This window comes from Pseudomonas cimarronensis (assembly GCF_049331905.1).
Classification (GTDB): domain Bacteria; phylum Pseudomonadota; class Gammaproteobacteria; order Pseudomonadales; family Pseudomonadaceae; genus Aquipseudomonas.
This window is the reverse complement of sequence record NZ_CP186283.1, coordinates 2,417,931-2,432,645: the sequence shown is the minus strand read 5'-3', so window position 1 is coordinate 2,432,645 and position 14,715 is coordinate 2,417,931. Positions and strand designations below refer to the sequence as shown.

Sequence of the window (14,715 nt, the reverse complement as noted above, 5' to 3'; positions counted from 1 at the left end):
GAACTCCACCATGTCATCCATCGTCATCGCCGGTTTTGCTCGCTCGCCATTTCACTTCGCCAAGAAAGGCTCCCTGATCAACCTCCGCCCGGACGACCTCGCCGCCCAGACGCTGCGTGGCCTGGTGAACAAGCTCGACCTCGATCCAGCAGAGATCGAAGACGTGATCATGGGCTGCGCCTACCCGGAAGCCGAACAGGGCATGAATATCGCCCGGATTGCCAGCTTCCGCGCCGGGTTCCCGGAAACCCTCGGTGGGGCAACAGTCAACCGCTTCTGTGGCTCGTCAATGACTGCCGTGCATTTCGCGGCCGGACAAATCATGCTCGGCGCCGGCGAGGCCTTTCTCTGTGCCGGGGTCGAATCGATGACGCGCGTGCCCATGGGCGGCTTCAATATCTCCCCCAACCCCGCCCTGCTTGAGAACTTTGCGCAGGTTTACATGAGCATGGGGCACACGGCAGAGGAAGTGGCCAAGCGTTTCAACGTCAGTCGCAGTGATCAGGACGCCATGGCCGTCGAGTCGCATGCCAAAGCCACTGCAGCCCGTGAGCGCGGCCTGTTTCGCGATGAACTCGTCGCCATCAGCACGCCAGAAGGCCTGGTCGAGGCCGATGGCTGCATCCGCCCTGGCACCCACCTCGAGGCCCTGGCTCAGCTCAAGCCGGCCTTTGGCGGCAGCGTGACCGCGGGCACGGCGTCACCACTCACCGACGGCAGCGCCGCCGTGCTGGTGTGCAGTGAAGACTTTGCCTGTCGCCATCGCCTGAATATCTTCGCGCGCATCAAGGCTGTCGCAGTGGGTGGTTGCGCACCGGAAATCATGGGCATGGGCCCAGTGGTGGCGACACGCAAGGTGCTGCAGCGCGCCGGTTTGCGTATCGAGGACATCGACCTGGTGGAAATCAACGAAGCCTTCGCCAGCCAGTCACTGGCCTGCGTGCGCGAGCTGGGGCTGGACATGGCCAAGGTCAACCTCGACGGCGGTGCCCTGGCGCTTGGTCACCCACTGGGGGCAACCGGAGCGCGGATTACCGGCAAGGCGGCCAGCCTGCTGCAGCGCACGGGTGGTCGCTATGCGATTGCCACCCAATGCATTGCCGGCGGCCAGGGCGTTGCCACTCTGCTGGAAGCCGTCTGATCCTGTGCTTCACCCGTCCGGCGCGTCACTGCGCCGGGCGCTGAATCAGCCAGACGAAGCGGGTAAGATGGCAGCCAACATCTGAAATATCAGCGGCCAGGTACTCCATGCGTTACTCCGAAGACCACAAAGCCCAGACCCACCAGCGCATCATCGAAGAAGCCGCACGCCTGTTCCGCCGCGATGGCGTTGGTGCAACCGGCCTGCAACCGTTGATGAAGACCCTGGGCCTGACCCATGGCGGCTTCTATGCCCACTTCAAGTCGAAAGACGAGCTGGTGGAAACCGCCCTGCGCCATAGCGCCGAACAGCTGGCCGCCGCCAGCAGCGAACTGTCATTGGCGGGTCTGATCAAGGGCTATCTATCCTCTGCACACCGTGCCAATCCGGGCGAAGGCTGCCCGCTGCCGACCATTTCCGCCGAACTGGGCCAACGCGGCGCTCCCAGCACGACCACTGATGAACTGATTCGCGACCGTCTGAGTACCATCGAAGCAGGCCTGCACGGCGAACAGGCCGATGAGCAGAGCGTACTGATTCTCAGCGCCATGGTTGGTGCCCTGCTGCTGTCACGCAGCGTCAGCGACCCGGAACTGTCCGACCACCTGCTGAAAACCACTCGCCGCCTGTTGATCGAGCAGAACACCAGCCCGAACACAGCCTGACATTCCCGCACACCTGCAAAAGTAAAAGCCCCGCCTGTTGCCAGTCGGGGCTTGGCTTGATGCTCAGGTTTACTTGTAACGTGCAGCCGCGCTGCTGTGAGAAAGATTCGGCCCAAGCTTGCCACGCGCGGCGGTGAAGGCCTGCCAGTCGGCGGCATCGGGCAGCGATGGAATGGTCACCAACTCGCCCTGATCAAACCCTGCCAGGGCCGCATCCACCATCTCCCCCACCTCCATGATCATGCTGGGCGGCAGCGCCGAGTCATCCATGCCGCTGCGTTCCCAGATCTCGGTACGGGTGATCCCGGGCAATACCGCCTGAACCTGCAAACCCTTGTCCTTGAGCTCACCATTGAGCGTCTGACTCAGGCTCAGCACGTAGGCCTTGGTGGCGCTGTACACGGCATTGAACATTTCCGGCGCCAAAGCCACCACCGAGGCGATGTTGATGATTGCTCCACGTCCAGCAGCCGTGAAGTTTGCTGCCGCTGCGCTGGACAGGTGGGTGAGGGAAACCACATTGAGCAGAATCATGCGGTCTACGGTGTCGAGATCGGCCTCGGCCAGCTGGCCGTTCATGGCCATACCGGCGTTATTGACCAGCGTGCTGATGGACTTGTCGGTGCGCAGGCGCTGAGTAACAGCATGCAGATCAGCCTTGTCGGTCAGGTCGGCCTTCAGCGCTTCAACCTTTACCCCGTACTGCTCGGTCAAACGCGCCGACAGGGCCTGCAGGCGCGGCAGATCCCGGGCAACCAATAGCAGGTCGTAACCGCGATGCGCCAGGCGCTCGGCGTAGGTGGCGCCAATGCCTGATGAAGCGCCGGTGATCAATGCAGTGCCTTGTGTATGGTGCGTGCTCATTGGGTGTCTCCTGGGCTGTGCGATGGTTTGCATGTCTGCAGGTATGGTGCGCCAGTTAAGATTACAACCATAATATATTTATTATATTTCAACCGTAATAAAATCTATCAACGAGCAACTGCTGGCACTCAGTGCGCTAAAACCGGACGTAAACAGCTGCATAGCCAATGACAAGCGGGTAAACAACCCGCCGCAAAAACACCACGCACAAAAAAGCGGACAGCCTTTGCAGGTTGTCCGCTCTATTCGACAGCGTTACCTGAGGCCGTCAACCGGCCTCAACAATTAGCTGCGGATCAGATGATCGAAAGCGCTCAGGGAAGCTTTGGCGCCCTCGCCTACAGCAATCACAATCTGCTTGTACGGCACGGTGGTCACGTCACCTGCCGCGAACACGCCTGGGATATTAGTCGCACCCTTGGCATCGACGATGATTTCACCGAAACGGCTCAGTTCCACAGTGCCTTTGAGCCAATCGCTGTTGGGCAGCAGACCGATCTGCACGAAGATGCCTTCCAGCTCGACGGTGTGCAGCTCCTCGGTGGTGCGATCTTTGTACACCAGGCCGTTGACCTTCTGACCGTCGCCCTTGACCTCGGTGGTCTGTGCGCTCTTGATCACGGTCACATTCGGCAGGCTGTAGAGCTTCTTCTGCAGCACGGCGTCGGCACGCAAGGTATCAGCAAACTCCAGCAGAGTAACGTGAGCCACCAAGCCGGCCAGGTCGATGGCCGCTTCGACACCGGAGTTACCGCCACCGATCACCGCCACGCGCTTGCCCTTGAACAGCGGGCCGTCGCAGTGCGGGCAGAAGCACACGCCCTTGGCCTTGTATTCCTGCTCGCCGGGCACGCCCATCTCGCGCCAGCGTGCGCCGGTAGAGAGGATCACGGTCTTGGCCTTGAGCGAAGCGCCGTTGTCGAACTTCACTTCGTGCAGGCCGCCTTCGCTGCTGGCCGGAACCAGAGCCGAGGCACGCTGCAGGTTCATTACGTCGACTTCATATTCCTTGACGTGTTCTTCCAGGGCGCGCACCAGTTTTGGCCCTTCGGTTTCCTTCACGGAAATAAAGTTCTCGATAGACATGGTATCCAGCACCTGGCCACCGAAACGCTCAGCGGCGATAGCCGTGCGAATGCCTTTGCGCGCGGCGTAAATGGCAGCTGCTGCGCCAGCTGGGCCACCACCGATGACCAGTACATCGAAGGCTTCCTTGGCGCTCATCTTCTCGGCATCGCGGCTACCGGCCTGGGTGTCGATCTTGGCGAGAATTTCCTTCACCTCCATGCGACCCGAGGCGAACACCTCGCCGTTCAGGTAGATGCTCGGCACAGCCATGACCTGGCGGCGCTCGACTTCTTCCTGGAACAGCGCGCCGTCGATGGAGACGTTGCGGATATTGGGGTTGAGCACGGCCATCAGGTTCAGCGCCTGGACCACGTCCGGGCAGTTCTGGCAGCTCAGCGAGAAGTAGGTCTCGAACTCGAACCTGCCTTCGATGCCCTTGATCTGCTCGATGGTTTCCGCGTCCAGCTTGGACGGGTGGCCGCCCACTTGCAGCAGCGCCAGTACCAGCGAGGTGAACTCGTGGCCCATGGGGATACCGGCGAAAGTCACGCCGATGTCCGCACCTGGGCGGTTGAGCGAGAACGACGGACGACGAGCGTCGTTGCCATCGGTCTTGAGGGTGATCTTGTCGGTCAGGCCGACGATGTCCTGGAGCAGGCTCAGCAGCTCCTGGGATTTCGCGCTGTCATCGAGGGACGCGACGATCTCGAACGGCAGGGTGACCTTTTCCAGATAGGCCTTCAACTGGGTTTGCAGGTTGGCGTCCAACATGGCGAATAGTCCTCAATGACAAAAATTTTGGGCAATAAAATGCCCGGACGGATCGCGCCCGGGCATCGGGCACTCAAGAGGCTGGGTAGCAGCCCTAAAGCGCAGAACAGAGATCAACCAGCTCAGCACTGCCCGGCAACGCGAGGCAGTGCTGAACAGCGATTTAGATCTTGCCGACCAGGTCCAGCGAAGGAGCCAGGGTCTTCTCGCCTTCTTTCCACTTGGCCGGGCACACTTGGCCTGGGTTGGCAGCGGTGTACTGAGCGGCTTTCAGCTTGCGCAGAGTCTCAGAGACGTCGCGAGCGATTTCGTTGGAATGGATTTCCAGGGTCTTGATCACGCCTTCCGGGTTGATCACGAAGGTGCCACGCAGTGCCAGACCTTCTTCAGCGATGTGCACGCCGAAGGCGTTAGTCAGCTGGTGAGTCGGGTCGCCGATCAGCGGGAACTGAGCCTTGCCAACAGCCGGCGAAGTTTCGTGCCAGACCTTGTGCGAGAAGTGGGTGTCGGTGGTCACGATGTAGACCTCGGCACCAGCCTTCTGGAACTCGGCGTAGTTGTTGGCAGCGTCTTCGATTTCAGTCGGGCAGTTGAAGGTAAAGGCAGCCGGCATGAAGATCAGCACGGACCACTTGCCTTTCAGGCTCTGCTCGGTGACCTGGATGAATTCACCGTTGTGAAACGCGTTAGCCGAAAAAGGTTGAACTTGGGTGTTGATGAGGGACATCTCTGGTTCCTTCTGAGGGTTAGGAAATTTACAGGGCGCATTCTAGCCCCTTATTCGAAAAAAGCTTATTGATTGCCGCCATGATTCTGATTGAGTAAGCCAATCGACCCATAGGCTTATGCCAGGGTCGAATCAATGACCAACACCAGCTTGCCGTTGACGCCATTGCCCGCCAGTTCGGCAAAAGCCAACTCGGCCTCTTTGACGGCAAAACTGCGCTCAAGTTGCGGCTTTAGGCGCCCTTCGGCAAACAGCGGCCAGACATATTGCTGTAAGTCCTGTAGCAGCTGCGCTTTGAACAGCGCATCACGGTTGCGCAGGGTCGAGCCGATCAGCTGCACGCGCTTACCCAGCAGCAACGCCAGGTCCAACTCGGCCTTGCGTCCGCCTAGCAAACCGATGTTCACCCAGCGACCATCCACAGCCAGCAGATCCAGGTTAAGCGCGGCGTAGTTGCCGCCCACAGGATCGAGAATCACATCGAACGGCGCAAAGTCACGCAGCGCCTGCAGCTGTTCCTCACCACGCAGCACGCCACCCTGAGCGCCCAGGCTTTCGCAGTAGGCCAACCGTTTAGCAGAACCAACGCTGACCCAGCACGGGCTGCCAAAGGCTTTGCACAATTGAATGGCGGCCGACCCCACACCACTGGCACCGGCATGCAGCAACACTCTCTGTCCGGGCTTCAGCGCCGCCAGTTGGAACAGATTGAGCCAAGCCGTGGCGTACACCTCGGGCAAGGCGGCGGCTTCAACCAGCGTCATGCCTTCTGGCACTGGCAAGGCGTGCCGGGCATCGACCACCACCTCCTCGGCCATACCTCCACCGCTCAGCAATGCGCAGACACGATCACCCACTTTCCAGTCGCAGCCCGCCCCAACCTCACTGACAATACCGGCGCACTCCAGCCCAAGCACTTCAGTGGCGCCTGGCGGCGGCGGATAAAGCCCGGCTCGCTGTAACAGATCGGCCCGATTCAGTCCGGCAGCGGCCACACGGATGCGAATTTCCCCTACATCACAGGCCGGCGCGGGGTATTGCGCCCACTCCACACGGCCTTCAACGCCTTGCAATGCCTTCACGCTGCCTCCATAGTGCATTTGAACCGAGCCCGGCGCTGACCGCCGGGCTTTTGCATTGCGCCGATGGAACCTGGCGCCCTTAAAGATGGCCTAGGGTCTGTTCCCGTTTCGTCGCGAGCCGCGTTGCTGCGAAAAATTTCGCCAGGCTAGGCGGAGGACGCAGGTAATGGTGTTCCCTTGCCAAGTCCTCCAACACCGCATGGCGAAATTTTTCTCGCAACCCGTAGGGACGGGCTTGTTTTAGCGCGATACTGCGTTTCTCGACACTCATTTGGAACAACCAAACTTCGTGTCTCGTGCCTTGCCTCGCGCTAAAACAGGCTCCGGCGCGGCCGCGAACGAAACGGGAACAGACCCTAATATGCGTTATCAACTGCCCACACGTCGAATCAGCATGAAGCGATCCCTACTCAGCGTCACCCTCGCCTTTTCGTTTGCCCTTAGCGCCCTACCGCTCGCGGCAAAAACCACCAGTGACGCGTCCTGGGAATACCTGCAGCCTGACCGCGAGCAAGTCATCGCCAGCCTCAACGTCGTGGAATTGTTGAAACGCCACCACTACAACAAACCACCTCTGAATGACGAACGCTCGGAAAAGATCTATCAGGGCTACCTGAAGATGCTCGACCCTTCGCGCAGCTACTTCATCGCCTCCGATATTGCCGAGTTCGATCAATGGCGCACGCGTTTTGACGACCTGTTGAAAAATGGCGACCTGCAACCGGGCTTTGCCATCTACAAACGCCACCTCGAACGCCTGCAGAGCCGTTTGCAGTTCACCCTTAACATGCTCGAACAAGGCGTCGACAAGATTGACCTCGACAGTGATGAGACATTGCTGATCGACCGTGAGAACGCCCCCTGGGTCAAGGACCTTGCCGAACTCGATGACCTGTGGCGCAAGCGCGTTAAAGACGAGGTACTGCGCCTGAAAATCGCCGGCAAAGAGCCCAAGGCGATTCAGGAGCTGCTCACCAAGCGCTACAACAACCAGCTCGCGCGCCTCAAGCAGACCCGCGGCGAAGACGTGTTCCAGGCCTATATCAACGCCTTTGCCATGTCCTACGACCCACACACCACCTACCTGTCGCCGGACAACGCGGAAAACTTCGACATCAATATGAGCCTGTCTCTCGAAGGTATTGGTGCCGTGCTGCAAAGCGACAACGAACACGTCAAGGTTGTGCGCCTGGTGCCGGCAGGCCCGGCGGAAAAGAGCAAGCAGATCGCCCCTGCCGACAAGATCATCGGTGTGGCACAGGGCAGCAAGGAAATGGTCGACGTGATCGGCTGGCGCCTGGATGAAGTGGTCAAGCTGATCCGTGGCCCGAAAGGCTCGCAAGTACGCCTGGAAGTGATCCCCGCCAGCAACGCGCCGAATGATCAGACCAGCAAGGTGGTGTCCATCACCCGTGAAGCGGTCAAGCTGGAAGAACAGGCGGCGAAGAAATCCATCCTCAACCTCAAGCACGACAATCGCGACTACAAGCTCGGCGTTATCGAGATTCCGGCCTTCTACCTGGATTTCAAAGCCTTCCGTGCCGGCGATCCGAACTACAAAAGCACCACCCGCGACGTCAAACGCCTGCTCACCGAGCTGGAGAAGGAAAAAGTCGATGGTGTGGTCATCGACCTGCGTAACAACGGCGGCGGCTCGCTGCAGGAAGCCACCGAACTGACCGGCCTGTTTATCGACCAGGGCCCGACCGTACTGGTGCGCAACAGCGATGGCCGTGTCGATGTACTGGCCGACGAGAACACCGGCATCTACTACAAAGGCCCGCTGGCCGTGCTGGTCAATCGCCTGTCTGCCTCGGCTTCGGAGATTTTTGCCGGCGCCATGCAGGACTACCACCGCGCGCTGATCCTCGGCGGTCAGACCTTCGGCAAAGGCACCGTGCAAACCATCCAGCCGCTCAACCATGGTGAGCTGAAGCTGACTCTGGCCAAGTTTTACCGCGTCTCCGGGCAGAGCACCCAGCATCAGGGCGTGATTCCGGATATTCAGTACCCAGACGTCATGGACACCAAGGAAATCGGCGAAAGCGCCCTGCCCGAGGCCCTGCCATGGGACAGCATCAAACCAGCAATCAAACCGGAGCTGGACCCGATCAAACCGTTCCTGGCAGAACTGCAGAGCCGCTTTGAAAGCCGCACCGCGCAAAACCCGGACTTCACCTTCGCCCGCGAACGCCTGCAACTGGCGCAGAAGCTGATGGAAGAAAACACCGTCAGCCTCAATGAAAGCAAACGTCGCGCCCAGCAGGCCGATATCGAAGCCCAGCAACTGGCCATCGAGAACAGCCGCCGTCAGGCCAAGGGTGAAGCCCTGCTGAACAAGATCAAGGAAGAAGACGAAGATGCATTGCCGGTGGAAGACGAAAAAACCAAACCGGAAGACGATGCCTACCTCGCCGAAAGCGGACGCATTCTGCTCGACTACCTGGGCCTGAATACACGTCTGGCCAAGCAGTAAACAGCGAGCGTCATCAAAGGGTCATCAAACTGTCGTGAAATGCGGGGACTGGTCATCAACCAGTCCCCGTTTTTTATGCCTATCGAGATCCAACATGATTGCCACCGAGCAGTTCAGCGCGCTGGACAACATCCTCGCCAAGAGCGATCTGCATAGCCTGTTTCAGCCGATCTTCTCGCTCTCCGAGCGGCGCATTCTCGGCTATGAAGCCCTTAGCCGCGGCCCGTCCAATAGCGCTCTGCACTCGCCGATCAACCTGTTTGCCGTGGCCCGTAGCGCCGGCCGCCTGAGCGAACTGGAGCTGCTGTGCCGCAAGAACGCCTGTCAGCGCTTCAACCAGCTGCAACTGGAAGGCAAGCTGTTTCTCAACGTCTCGCCAGACTCGCTGATGCAACCCAAACACCAGCCAGGGCGCACGCTACAACTCTTGCAGTCACTGGGCATTCCGCCCAGCCAAGTCGTGATTGAGCTCACTGAGCAATCGCCTACCGACGACTTCGCCCTGCTCGATACGGCTCTGCACCACTACCGCGCCATGGGCTTTTCCATCGCGCTGGACGACCTTGGCGCCGGCTATTCCAGCCTGCGCCTGTGGTCAGAGTTGCGCCCGGACTACGTGAAGATCGACCGTCACTTTATCGATGGCATCCACCAGGATGCAGTCAAACGCGAATTCGTCGGCTCCATCCTGAAAATGGCCAAGGCCTCGCGTGCGCAGGTCATCGCTGAAGGCATCGAACTGCCCGAAGAGCTCGCCGTACTGGCCGAAATGGGCGTCGATCTGCTGCAAGGCTACCTGCTCTGCCGGCCGCAAGAGGTGCCACCGCGTGATGCCCTTAACCTGCTGCCAAACCCCACAACCAGCAGTCCACTGACTGAAGACACCAGCGACCTGCGCAGCCTGCTCAACCCGCAACGAGCAGTGGCTACCGACACGCCCACCACTGAAGTGCTGGAGATGTTTCGCACCCAGGCCAACCTGAACTCACTGGCCGTTCTCGATGAAGCCCAGCAACCAGTCGGCATCGTGCATCGCCACTCCCTGGCCGAAGCCTTGCTCAAGCCCTTTGCCAACGAACTGTTCGCCCGCAAGCCGATCAGCCGCCTGATGAGTGATGACTACCTGGCGGTGGAAGTCAGCCAGTCGCTGCAACAGGTCAGCCGCTTACTCACCAGCCGCGCCCGTCAGCGCATCGAAGAAGATTTCATCATCATTGAGGGCGGTCGCTACATTGGCCTGGGCCGGGTGATCGACGTGCTCAAACTGATCACCGAACTGAAAATCCAACAGGCCCGCTATGCCAACCCGCTGACCTTGTTACCAGGTAACGTACCGATTCAGCAGTGCCTGACCCGGCTTTTGCAGCAGGGCCGTGAAGCCGTGGTGTGCTATGTGGATATCGACAATTTCAAGCCGTTCAATGACATCTACGGCTATGCCAAGGGCGACGAAGTGCTCTTGAGCCTGGCGCAATGCCTGAATGATCGAATTGATCCCACGCGGGATTTTGTCGGGCATATCGGTGGCGATGACTTTCTCCTGGCCCTCGGCTCGCCGGACTGGCGCGCGCGACTCAATCGCCTGCTGGAAGACTTCCAGAGTCAGTGCCGAAGGTTCTACAGAGAAGAAGACCTGCACGCCGGCTGTTTTGTCGCCCATGACCGCAGCGGCAAGCGCCAGGAATACGCCCTGCTCTCGCTGTCACTGGGGGTGGTGCATGTGCACCCCGAGCAGTGTGCACAGCTGGATGCCAGTCAACTTGCCGCCATGGCCTCGGAGGCCAAGCGGCATGCCAAGGCGGTGCCCGGTTACAGCCTGCACATCATCGACACTGCCAGCGATACGGCTGCCTGAAGCGGCCCCGCAAAATTAGTCGTGAGCGGCAGCGGACAGCGCCGCAAAGTGCTCAGCCAGGGCCAGATCAACCGGGATGCCCAGTGCGCCAGCGCGGTACAGTTCAGCCAGGCGGTACGCCGCTGCAGGGTGTCCGGCGTTGGCCGCCTGGGTCCACCAGTCGATGGCTTGCTGTGCATCTGCTGCATGCTGGGTATCGCCAACCAGGCTCAATACGCCAAGTTGGTAGGCAGCCTTGGCATCTCCGGCCTTGGCAGCCAACGCCAGTAGACGCCGACCTTCGCCACGCGCAGCCAGCCCCTGTCCGCGAAACAGCAGGATATGCCCATAGAAGCTTTGTGCCGGGCGATGCCCCAGGTTGGCCATACGCGCAAACTGCCCTTCCATCCAGCGCCAGGCCCTGGGCTGTTTGACCAGCCATGACCAGTGGAAGAGTCGACGGGCCAACACATAGCCCAGGCGAGCCCGCAGGCTGATCAGCATCAGGCCTCTTCCGGGTAGCTGAATTCGAACACCCGGGCCACCTCAGCCGCATGCCAGGAAGCCGCAGCAATGCCATCAGAAGCACCGCTGAAGCGCCCCAGGCGATTGACGCACTCGAAGAAGCCCGTGCGAGGAAGGCGACTGGCGCCCTGGCTGATCACCAGCGCGCTGCGCAGGGGACGTTCGGCACGGGCATCCAGTGCGGCCAGATGCTCAAGTGCAGCAGCCAGGGTCTGCATCGCCGGGCTGGGCAAGGCCAGACGCTCAATCAGCGCACGATAGGTCAACAGGTGGCGCTGTCGTTGTGCATCTTCAAGCTCATCCAATAGCGCCTGCCAGTGCTGCCGGCTGATACGCACGCTCAAGGCTGTGACTCCCAGCCAGCCACCCCGAGGTGCCAGGCCAGTGCACGCTGAATCGCTGCATCCGGCAGGCGTTCGCCACTTTCGATCATGGCCATGTAGTGCGGGCTGATCCCGACCTGGCGTGCCAGCTGCTCCGCGCTCAGGCCCTTGGCCTCACGCAGACGCGTCAGCTGGCTGAGTGCAGGGGTATCGCTCTGCGCACTGGCAACCGCTGTGTCGGGAGCCTGTCCGGCCGCCTGTAACAGGGCTTGATATTGCGCCCAGGGCAGCACCGCATACTCCGGCTCGCCATCACGCTCGATCACTTGCACATTCATCTGTAAATCTCCATGCAGAGCACTTCCATCACTCTCGCAACTCCAGAACAGGCGGCCATCTTAACAGCCGGCACGGCAAAGAGCGTGATCTATACTGCCCCCAGGTTTTCGAGCTGCATCTGGGGGCCGGCTTTGCGCGCACTGATAACAATACTAGTTGCTGCTTGCAGCCTGACGACCCATGCCGAGGAATTACGCTGGGGCTTCGCCAGCGCTGACGGCTTGCCCTATGTCGAAGTCAAAGATCAGCAACTGCGTGGCGGCGTCATCTATCAGCTTGGTCAACTGGCCAGCCAGAAACTGGGTTACAGCGCAGAATTTGTGGAAACCCCGAACAAGCGCATTGATGAATTCATGCAGCGCGGCCGCATCCATGTGATCTGCAACAGCAACCCCCAGTGGATGGACAGGCCGGAGCGCTATCACTGGTCTGAAGCGCTCTATATCGAAGAAGATGTGTTGTTGCTGCACAATCAACAGCCCCCCATCAACAACTTGAACCAGCTGTATGGCAAGACCATTGGCACCCAACTGGGCTACGTGTACAGCGACGCGCTGATGGAGGCATTCGCCAAACAACAGATCATTCGCCAGGACCTGCGCGATCACAGTGCCGGGCTCAACCTGCTGAGCAAGCAACGCCTGGACGCCATCATCGACATGCGCCGACCGCTGAACCTAGCCCTGCGCAAACAGCGCGGTGCTCCGTTACAGCTCAACCCCTGGGTCATCGAGCGCTACGGCATGCATTGCACTTACAGCCCCAAGCTGCCAGTCAGTGCCGAGCAGTTGGACAAAGTTCTGCTGGAGCTGCGCGATCAAGGCACCCTGGAACAGTTACTCAATGCCACCTGAACGGATGTGCCGCGCTTATTGCGAAGCACGCACCTGCTCCTCGATCAGAAGTTGCTCGCTTTCCGGCAAGCGCTCCAGCACGTCCAGCACTTCGGGGGCTTGAGCGGCACGCCACAGCTCAAAAGCGGCCAGCTCGTTGCGCCAGGTACGCATCACCCAAGCCAATACGGCCAGGTCATCAACCAGGCCAAGGCCGAACAGCCAGTCCGGTATTCCATCGATCGGTGTAACGAAGTACAGCAGGGCCGCCATCACCGCCAGTAACGCCTGGGTATCAATGGCTCGGTATTCCCCACGCCACCAAGCAAGGCAAAGCGCCTGCAACAACTTGAGCTGAGCAGCCAGGTCAGCGAAGCCCTTACCCAGCTTTTCACGCTTACGAGCAGCTGAAAATAACAGCGCCGGTAACCGTCCAGCCTTGAGGAAACGCTTCGCCAAACGCTGGTAACGCGCGAAATTTTTCACTGTTTTCATCGCCCTCTCCCGGCAATCCCGCATGCGTACTGGGCTTGCCATGGTTATCCACTAAAGCTGTGGATAACCTTGTGAACAGATTCTCGATAAGCCTGGCAAACGCCCAGCCCACGCGGCCTCGCAACAGATCGGGCATTTTTTGCTCACACAACAAATACCCATATAAATCAATAACTTAAAAATGGCAAAGGGTTTCTTTGCAAGAGTTACCGGGCATCACCACAAACCATCCGCTAAATGTGCATAACCGTAACACCAGCGTTGCCCCGCACGCTCTTTAAGACCAGCCAGTCAAGCAAAAAGTGCAGAATCTATAGCCCAGAAACAACAACGCCCCGTCGAGACGGGGCGTTATCTGAAACAGCCTGGAATTACTCTTGAGCGGCGGCGTCTTTGATCGCGATCAGCTCCAAATCAAACACCAGTACCGAGTTAGCCGGAATAGCCGGAGTCGGGCTCTGCTCGCCATAAGCCAGCTCGCTTGGAATATACAGTTTGTACTTCTCGCCAACGTGCATCAGCTGCAGACCTTCAACCCAGCCTGGGATCACACCGTTAACCGGCAGGTCGATCGGGCTGCCACGCTCAACCGAGCTATCGAACACGCTGCCATCGGTCAGCTTGCCTTCATAGTGCACGGTCACCACGTCGGTGGCTTTCGGCTGGGCGCCGTCAGTCTTTTTCACCACTTCGTACTGCAGACCGGACTCAGTGGTCACCACGCCATCACGCTTGGCATTGTCTTCAAGGAATTTCTTGCCGGCTTTGGCCGACTCGGCATTCAGCGCCACCATGCGCTCTTCGGCACGCTTTTGCAGGAAAGCAAAGGCTTCGATCAGCTCTTCGTCTTTCAGGCGCTGTTCTTTCTTGCCAATGGCGTCTTCGATGCCTTGTGCAACAGCGTTGGAATCCAGGTCATCCATGCCTTCCTGAGCCAGGCTTTTGCCCATGTTCAGGCCGATGCCGTAGGACGCTTTCTGTGCTGGGGTTTCCAGGGTGATTTCGCTGGTTTGCGAATCACAGCCTGCGAGAACCAGACCAACCAGGGCGACCGCCGCTGCTAAACGATGCTGTTTCATGCTTGTTCCTTGTTCGGTGCGCCCTAGGGCAATGGTGTGAGAGCGCGAGCTTAGCAGGCCGCCGCGATCACTGGCTACCGTGATAGGAAACAGAAAATGCGTATAAGTTCAGATGTTTAGCTGAATTTATAGAGATATTTTTGGGATAAAAGAAGATTGTCACAGAGGGGATGAAGCGAGGATAAAAATGGCGCAGCGGACGGGACTCGAACCCGCGACCCCCGGCGTGACAGGCCGGTATTCTAACCGACTGAACTACCGCTGCGCGTAACCTCGATAAGCGAGTTGGTGGGTGATGACGGGATCGAACCGCCGACCCTCTGCTTGTAAGGCAGATGCTCTCCCGGCTGAGCTAATCACCCTTCACTCTCGAAGTGGGGCGCATTCTAGAGAGCCAACTGCACCTTGGCAAGCCCTGTTTTGAAAATTTTTTATTGATGCAGCAAAGGCTTAGCGCAGACTTGGCCTTGAGCATTACTCGAGGGAATAATGC

At 59.3% G+C, this 14,715-nt stretch carries 14 protein-coding genes and 2 tRNA genes; 5 read left to right on the top strand and 11 right to left on the bottom strand.

Annotated features, from left to right (window positions below; genetic code table 11):
• The first annotated feature begins 10 nt into the window (after positions 1-10).
• Entirely contained in the window at positions 11-1,141 is a 1,131-nt protein-coding gene (locus ACOCLD_RS11400) for a thiolase family protein (RefSeq protein WP_422909231.1), read from the top strand.
• 107 nt (positions 1,142-1,248) lie between these two features.
• A complete protein-coding gene (locus ACOCLD_RS11395; protein WP_422909230.1) occupies positions 1,249-1,806 on the top strand; it encodes a TetR/AcrR family transcriptional regulator in 558 nt (185 codons plus the stop codon).
• 69 nt (positions 1,807-1,875) lie between these two features.
• Here ACOCLD_RS11395 and ACOCLD_RS11390 read toward each other — a convergent pair whose 3' ends face one another.
• From ACOCLD_RS11390 to ACOCLD_RS11375, 4 genes are all read right to left on the bottom strand, one after another.
• A complete protein-coding gene (locus ACOCLD_RS11390; RefSeq protein ID WP_422909229.1) occupies positions 1,876-2,670 on the bottom strand; it encodes an SDR family NAD(P)-dependent oxidoreductase in 795 nt (264 codons plus the stop codon).
• Positions 2,671-2,955: 285 nt separating this feature from the next.
• Positions 2,956-4,509, bottom strand: a complete 1,554-nt coding sequence (ahpF, locus tag ACOCLD_RS11385) for an alkyl hydroperoxide reductase subunit F (RefSeq protein WP_422909228.1) — start codon at positions 4,507-4,509, stop codon at positions 2,956-2,958.
• A gap of 163 nt (positions 4,510-4,672) precedes the next feature.
• Positions 4,673-5,236 (bottom strand): alkyl hydroperoxide reductase subunit C, encoded by a 564-nt coding sequence (gene ahpC / locus ACOCLD_RS11380; RefSeq protein WP_257779172.1) that lies wholly within the window; start codon positions 5,234-5,236, stop codon positions 4,673-4,675.
• A gap of 116 nt (positions 5,237-5,352) precedes the next feature.
• Positions 5,353-6,318, bottom strand: coding sequence for an NAD(P)H-quinone oxidoreductase (locus ACOCLD_RS11375; protein WP_422909227.1), 966 nt, complete (start codon positions 6,316-6,318; stop codon positions 5,353-5,355).
• Positions 6,319-6,712: 394 nt separating this feature from the next.
• Between ACOCLD_RS11375 and ACOCLD_RS11370 the strand changes: the two genes are divergently transcribed.
• Together ACOCLD_RS11370 and ACOCLD_RS11365 are read left to right on the top strand one after the other, a co-directional pair.
• Positions 6,713-8,794 (top strand): carboxy terminal-processing peptidase, encoded by a 2,082-nt coding sequence (locus ACOCLD_RS11370; RefSeq protein WP_422909226.1) that lies wholly within the window; start codon positions 6,713-6,715, stop codon positions 8,792-8,794.
• A gap of 94 nt (positions 8,795-8,888) precedes the next feature.
• The gene (locus tag ACOCLD_RS11365; protein ID WP_392539609.1) at positions 8,889-10,649 is read left to right on the top strand and encodes a bifunctional diguanylate cyclase/phosphodiesterase; all 1,761 of its coding nucleotides are present in this window, start codon (positions 8,889-8,891) and stop codon (positions 10,647-10,649) included.
• Between the two features lie 15 nt (positions 10,650-10,664).
• Here ACOCLD_RS11365 and ACOCLD_RS11360 read toward each other — a convergent pair whose 3' ends face one another.
• The 3 genes from ACOCLD_RS11360 to ACOCLD_RS11350 are packed head-to-tail and all read right to left on the bottom strand — an operon-like array spanning position 10,665 to position 11,814.
• Entirely contained in the window at positions 10,665-11,132 is a 468-nt protein-coding gene (locus tag ACOCLD_RS11360) for a sel1 repeat family protein (RefSeq protein WP_422909225.1), read from the bottom strand.
• Positions 11,132-11,497 carry a hypothetical protein gene (locus tag ACOCLD_RS11355; RefSeq protein WP_422909224.1) on the bottom strand — a complete coding sequence of 122 codons (366 nt, stop codon included), beginning with the start codon at positions 11,495-11,497 and terminating at the stop codon, positions 11,132-11,134. Before ACOCLD_RS11355 ends, ACOCLD_RS11360 begins: the two co-directional genes overlap by 1 nt.
• The gene (locus tag ACOCLD_RS11350; protein WP_422909223.1) at positions 11,494-11,814 is read right to left on the bottom strand and encodes a helix-turn-helix domain-containing protein; all 321 of its coding nucleotides are present in this window, start codon (positions 11,812-11,814) and stop codon (positions 11,494-11,496) included. Before ACOCLD_RS11350 ends, ACOCLD_RS11355 begins: the two co-directional genes overlap by 4 nt.
• A 132-nt stretch (positions 11,815-11,946) precedes the next feature.
• Here ACOCLD_RS11350 and ACOCLD_RS11345 point away from each other — a divergent pair, with 132 nt between their 5' ends.
• Complete coding sequence (locus ACOCLD_RS11345) at positions 11,947-12,669, top strand: substrate-binding periplasmic protein (RefSeq protein ID WP_422909222.1); 723 nt, start codon at positions 11,947-11,949, stop codon at positions 12,667-12,669.
• 15 nt (positions 12,670-12,684) lie between these two features.
• Here ACOCLD_RS11345 and ACOCLD_RS11340 read toward each other — a convergent pair whose 3' ends face one another.
• From ACOCLD_RS11340 to ACOCLD_RS11325, 4 genes are all read right to left on the bottom strand, one after another.
• Positions 12,685-13,143, bottom strand: coding sequence for a YkvA family protein (locus ACOCLD_RS11340; protein WP_422909221.1), 459 nt, complete (start codon positions 13,141-13,143; stop codon positions 12,685-12,687).
• A 371-nt stretch (positions 13,144-13,514) separates the two neighbouring features.
• Positions 13,515-14,222, bottom strand: coding sequence for an FKBP-type peptidyl-prolyl cis-trans isomerase (locus ACOCLD_RS11335; protein ID WP_257779181.1), 708 nt, complete (start codon positions 14,220-14,222; stop codon positions 13,515-13,517).
• 188 nt (positions 14,223-14,410) lie between these two features.
• Positions 14,411-14,487: transfer RNA gene (locus ACOCLD_RS11330), tRNA-Asp, on the bottom strand.
• Positions 14,488-14,508: 21 nt separating this feature from the next.
• A tRNA-Val gene (locus tag ACOCLD_RS11325) sits at positions 14,509-14,584 on the bottom strand.
• Between the last annotated feature and the right edge of the window lie 131 nt (positions 14,585-14,715).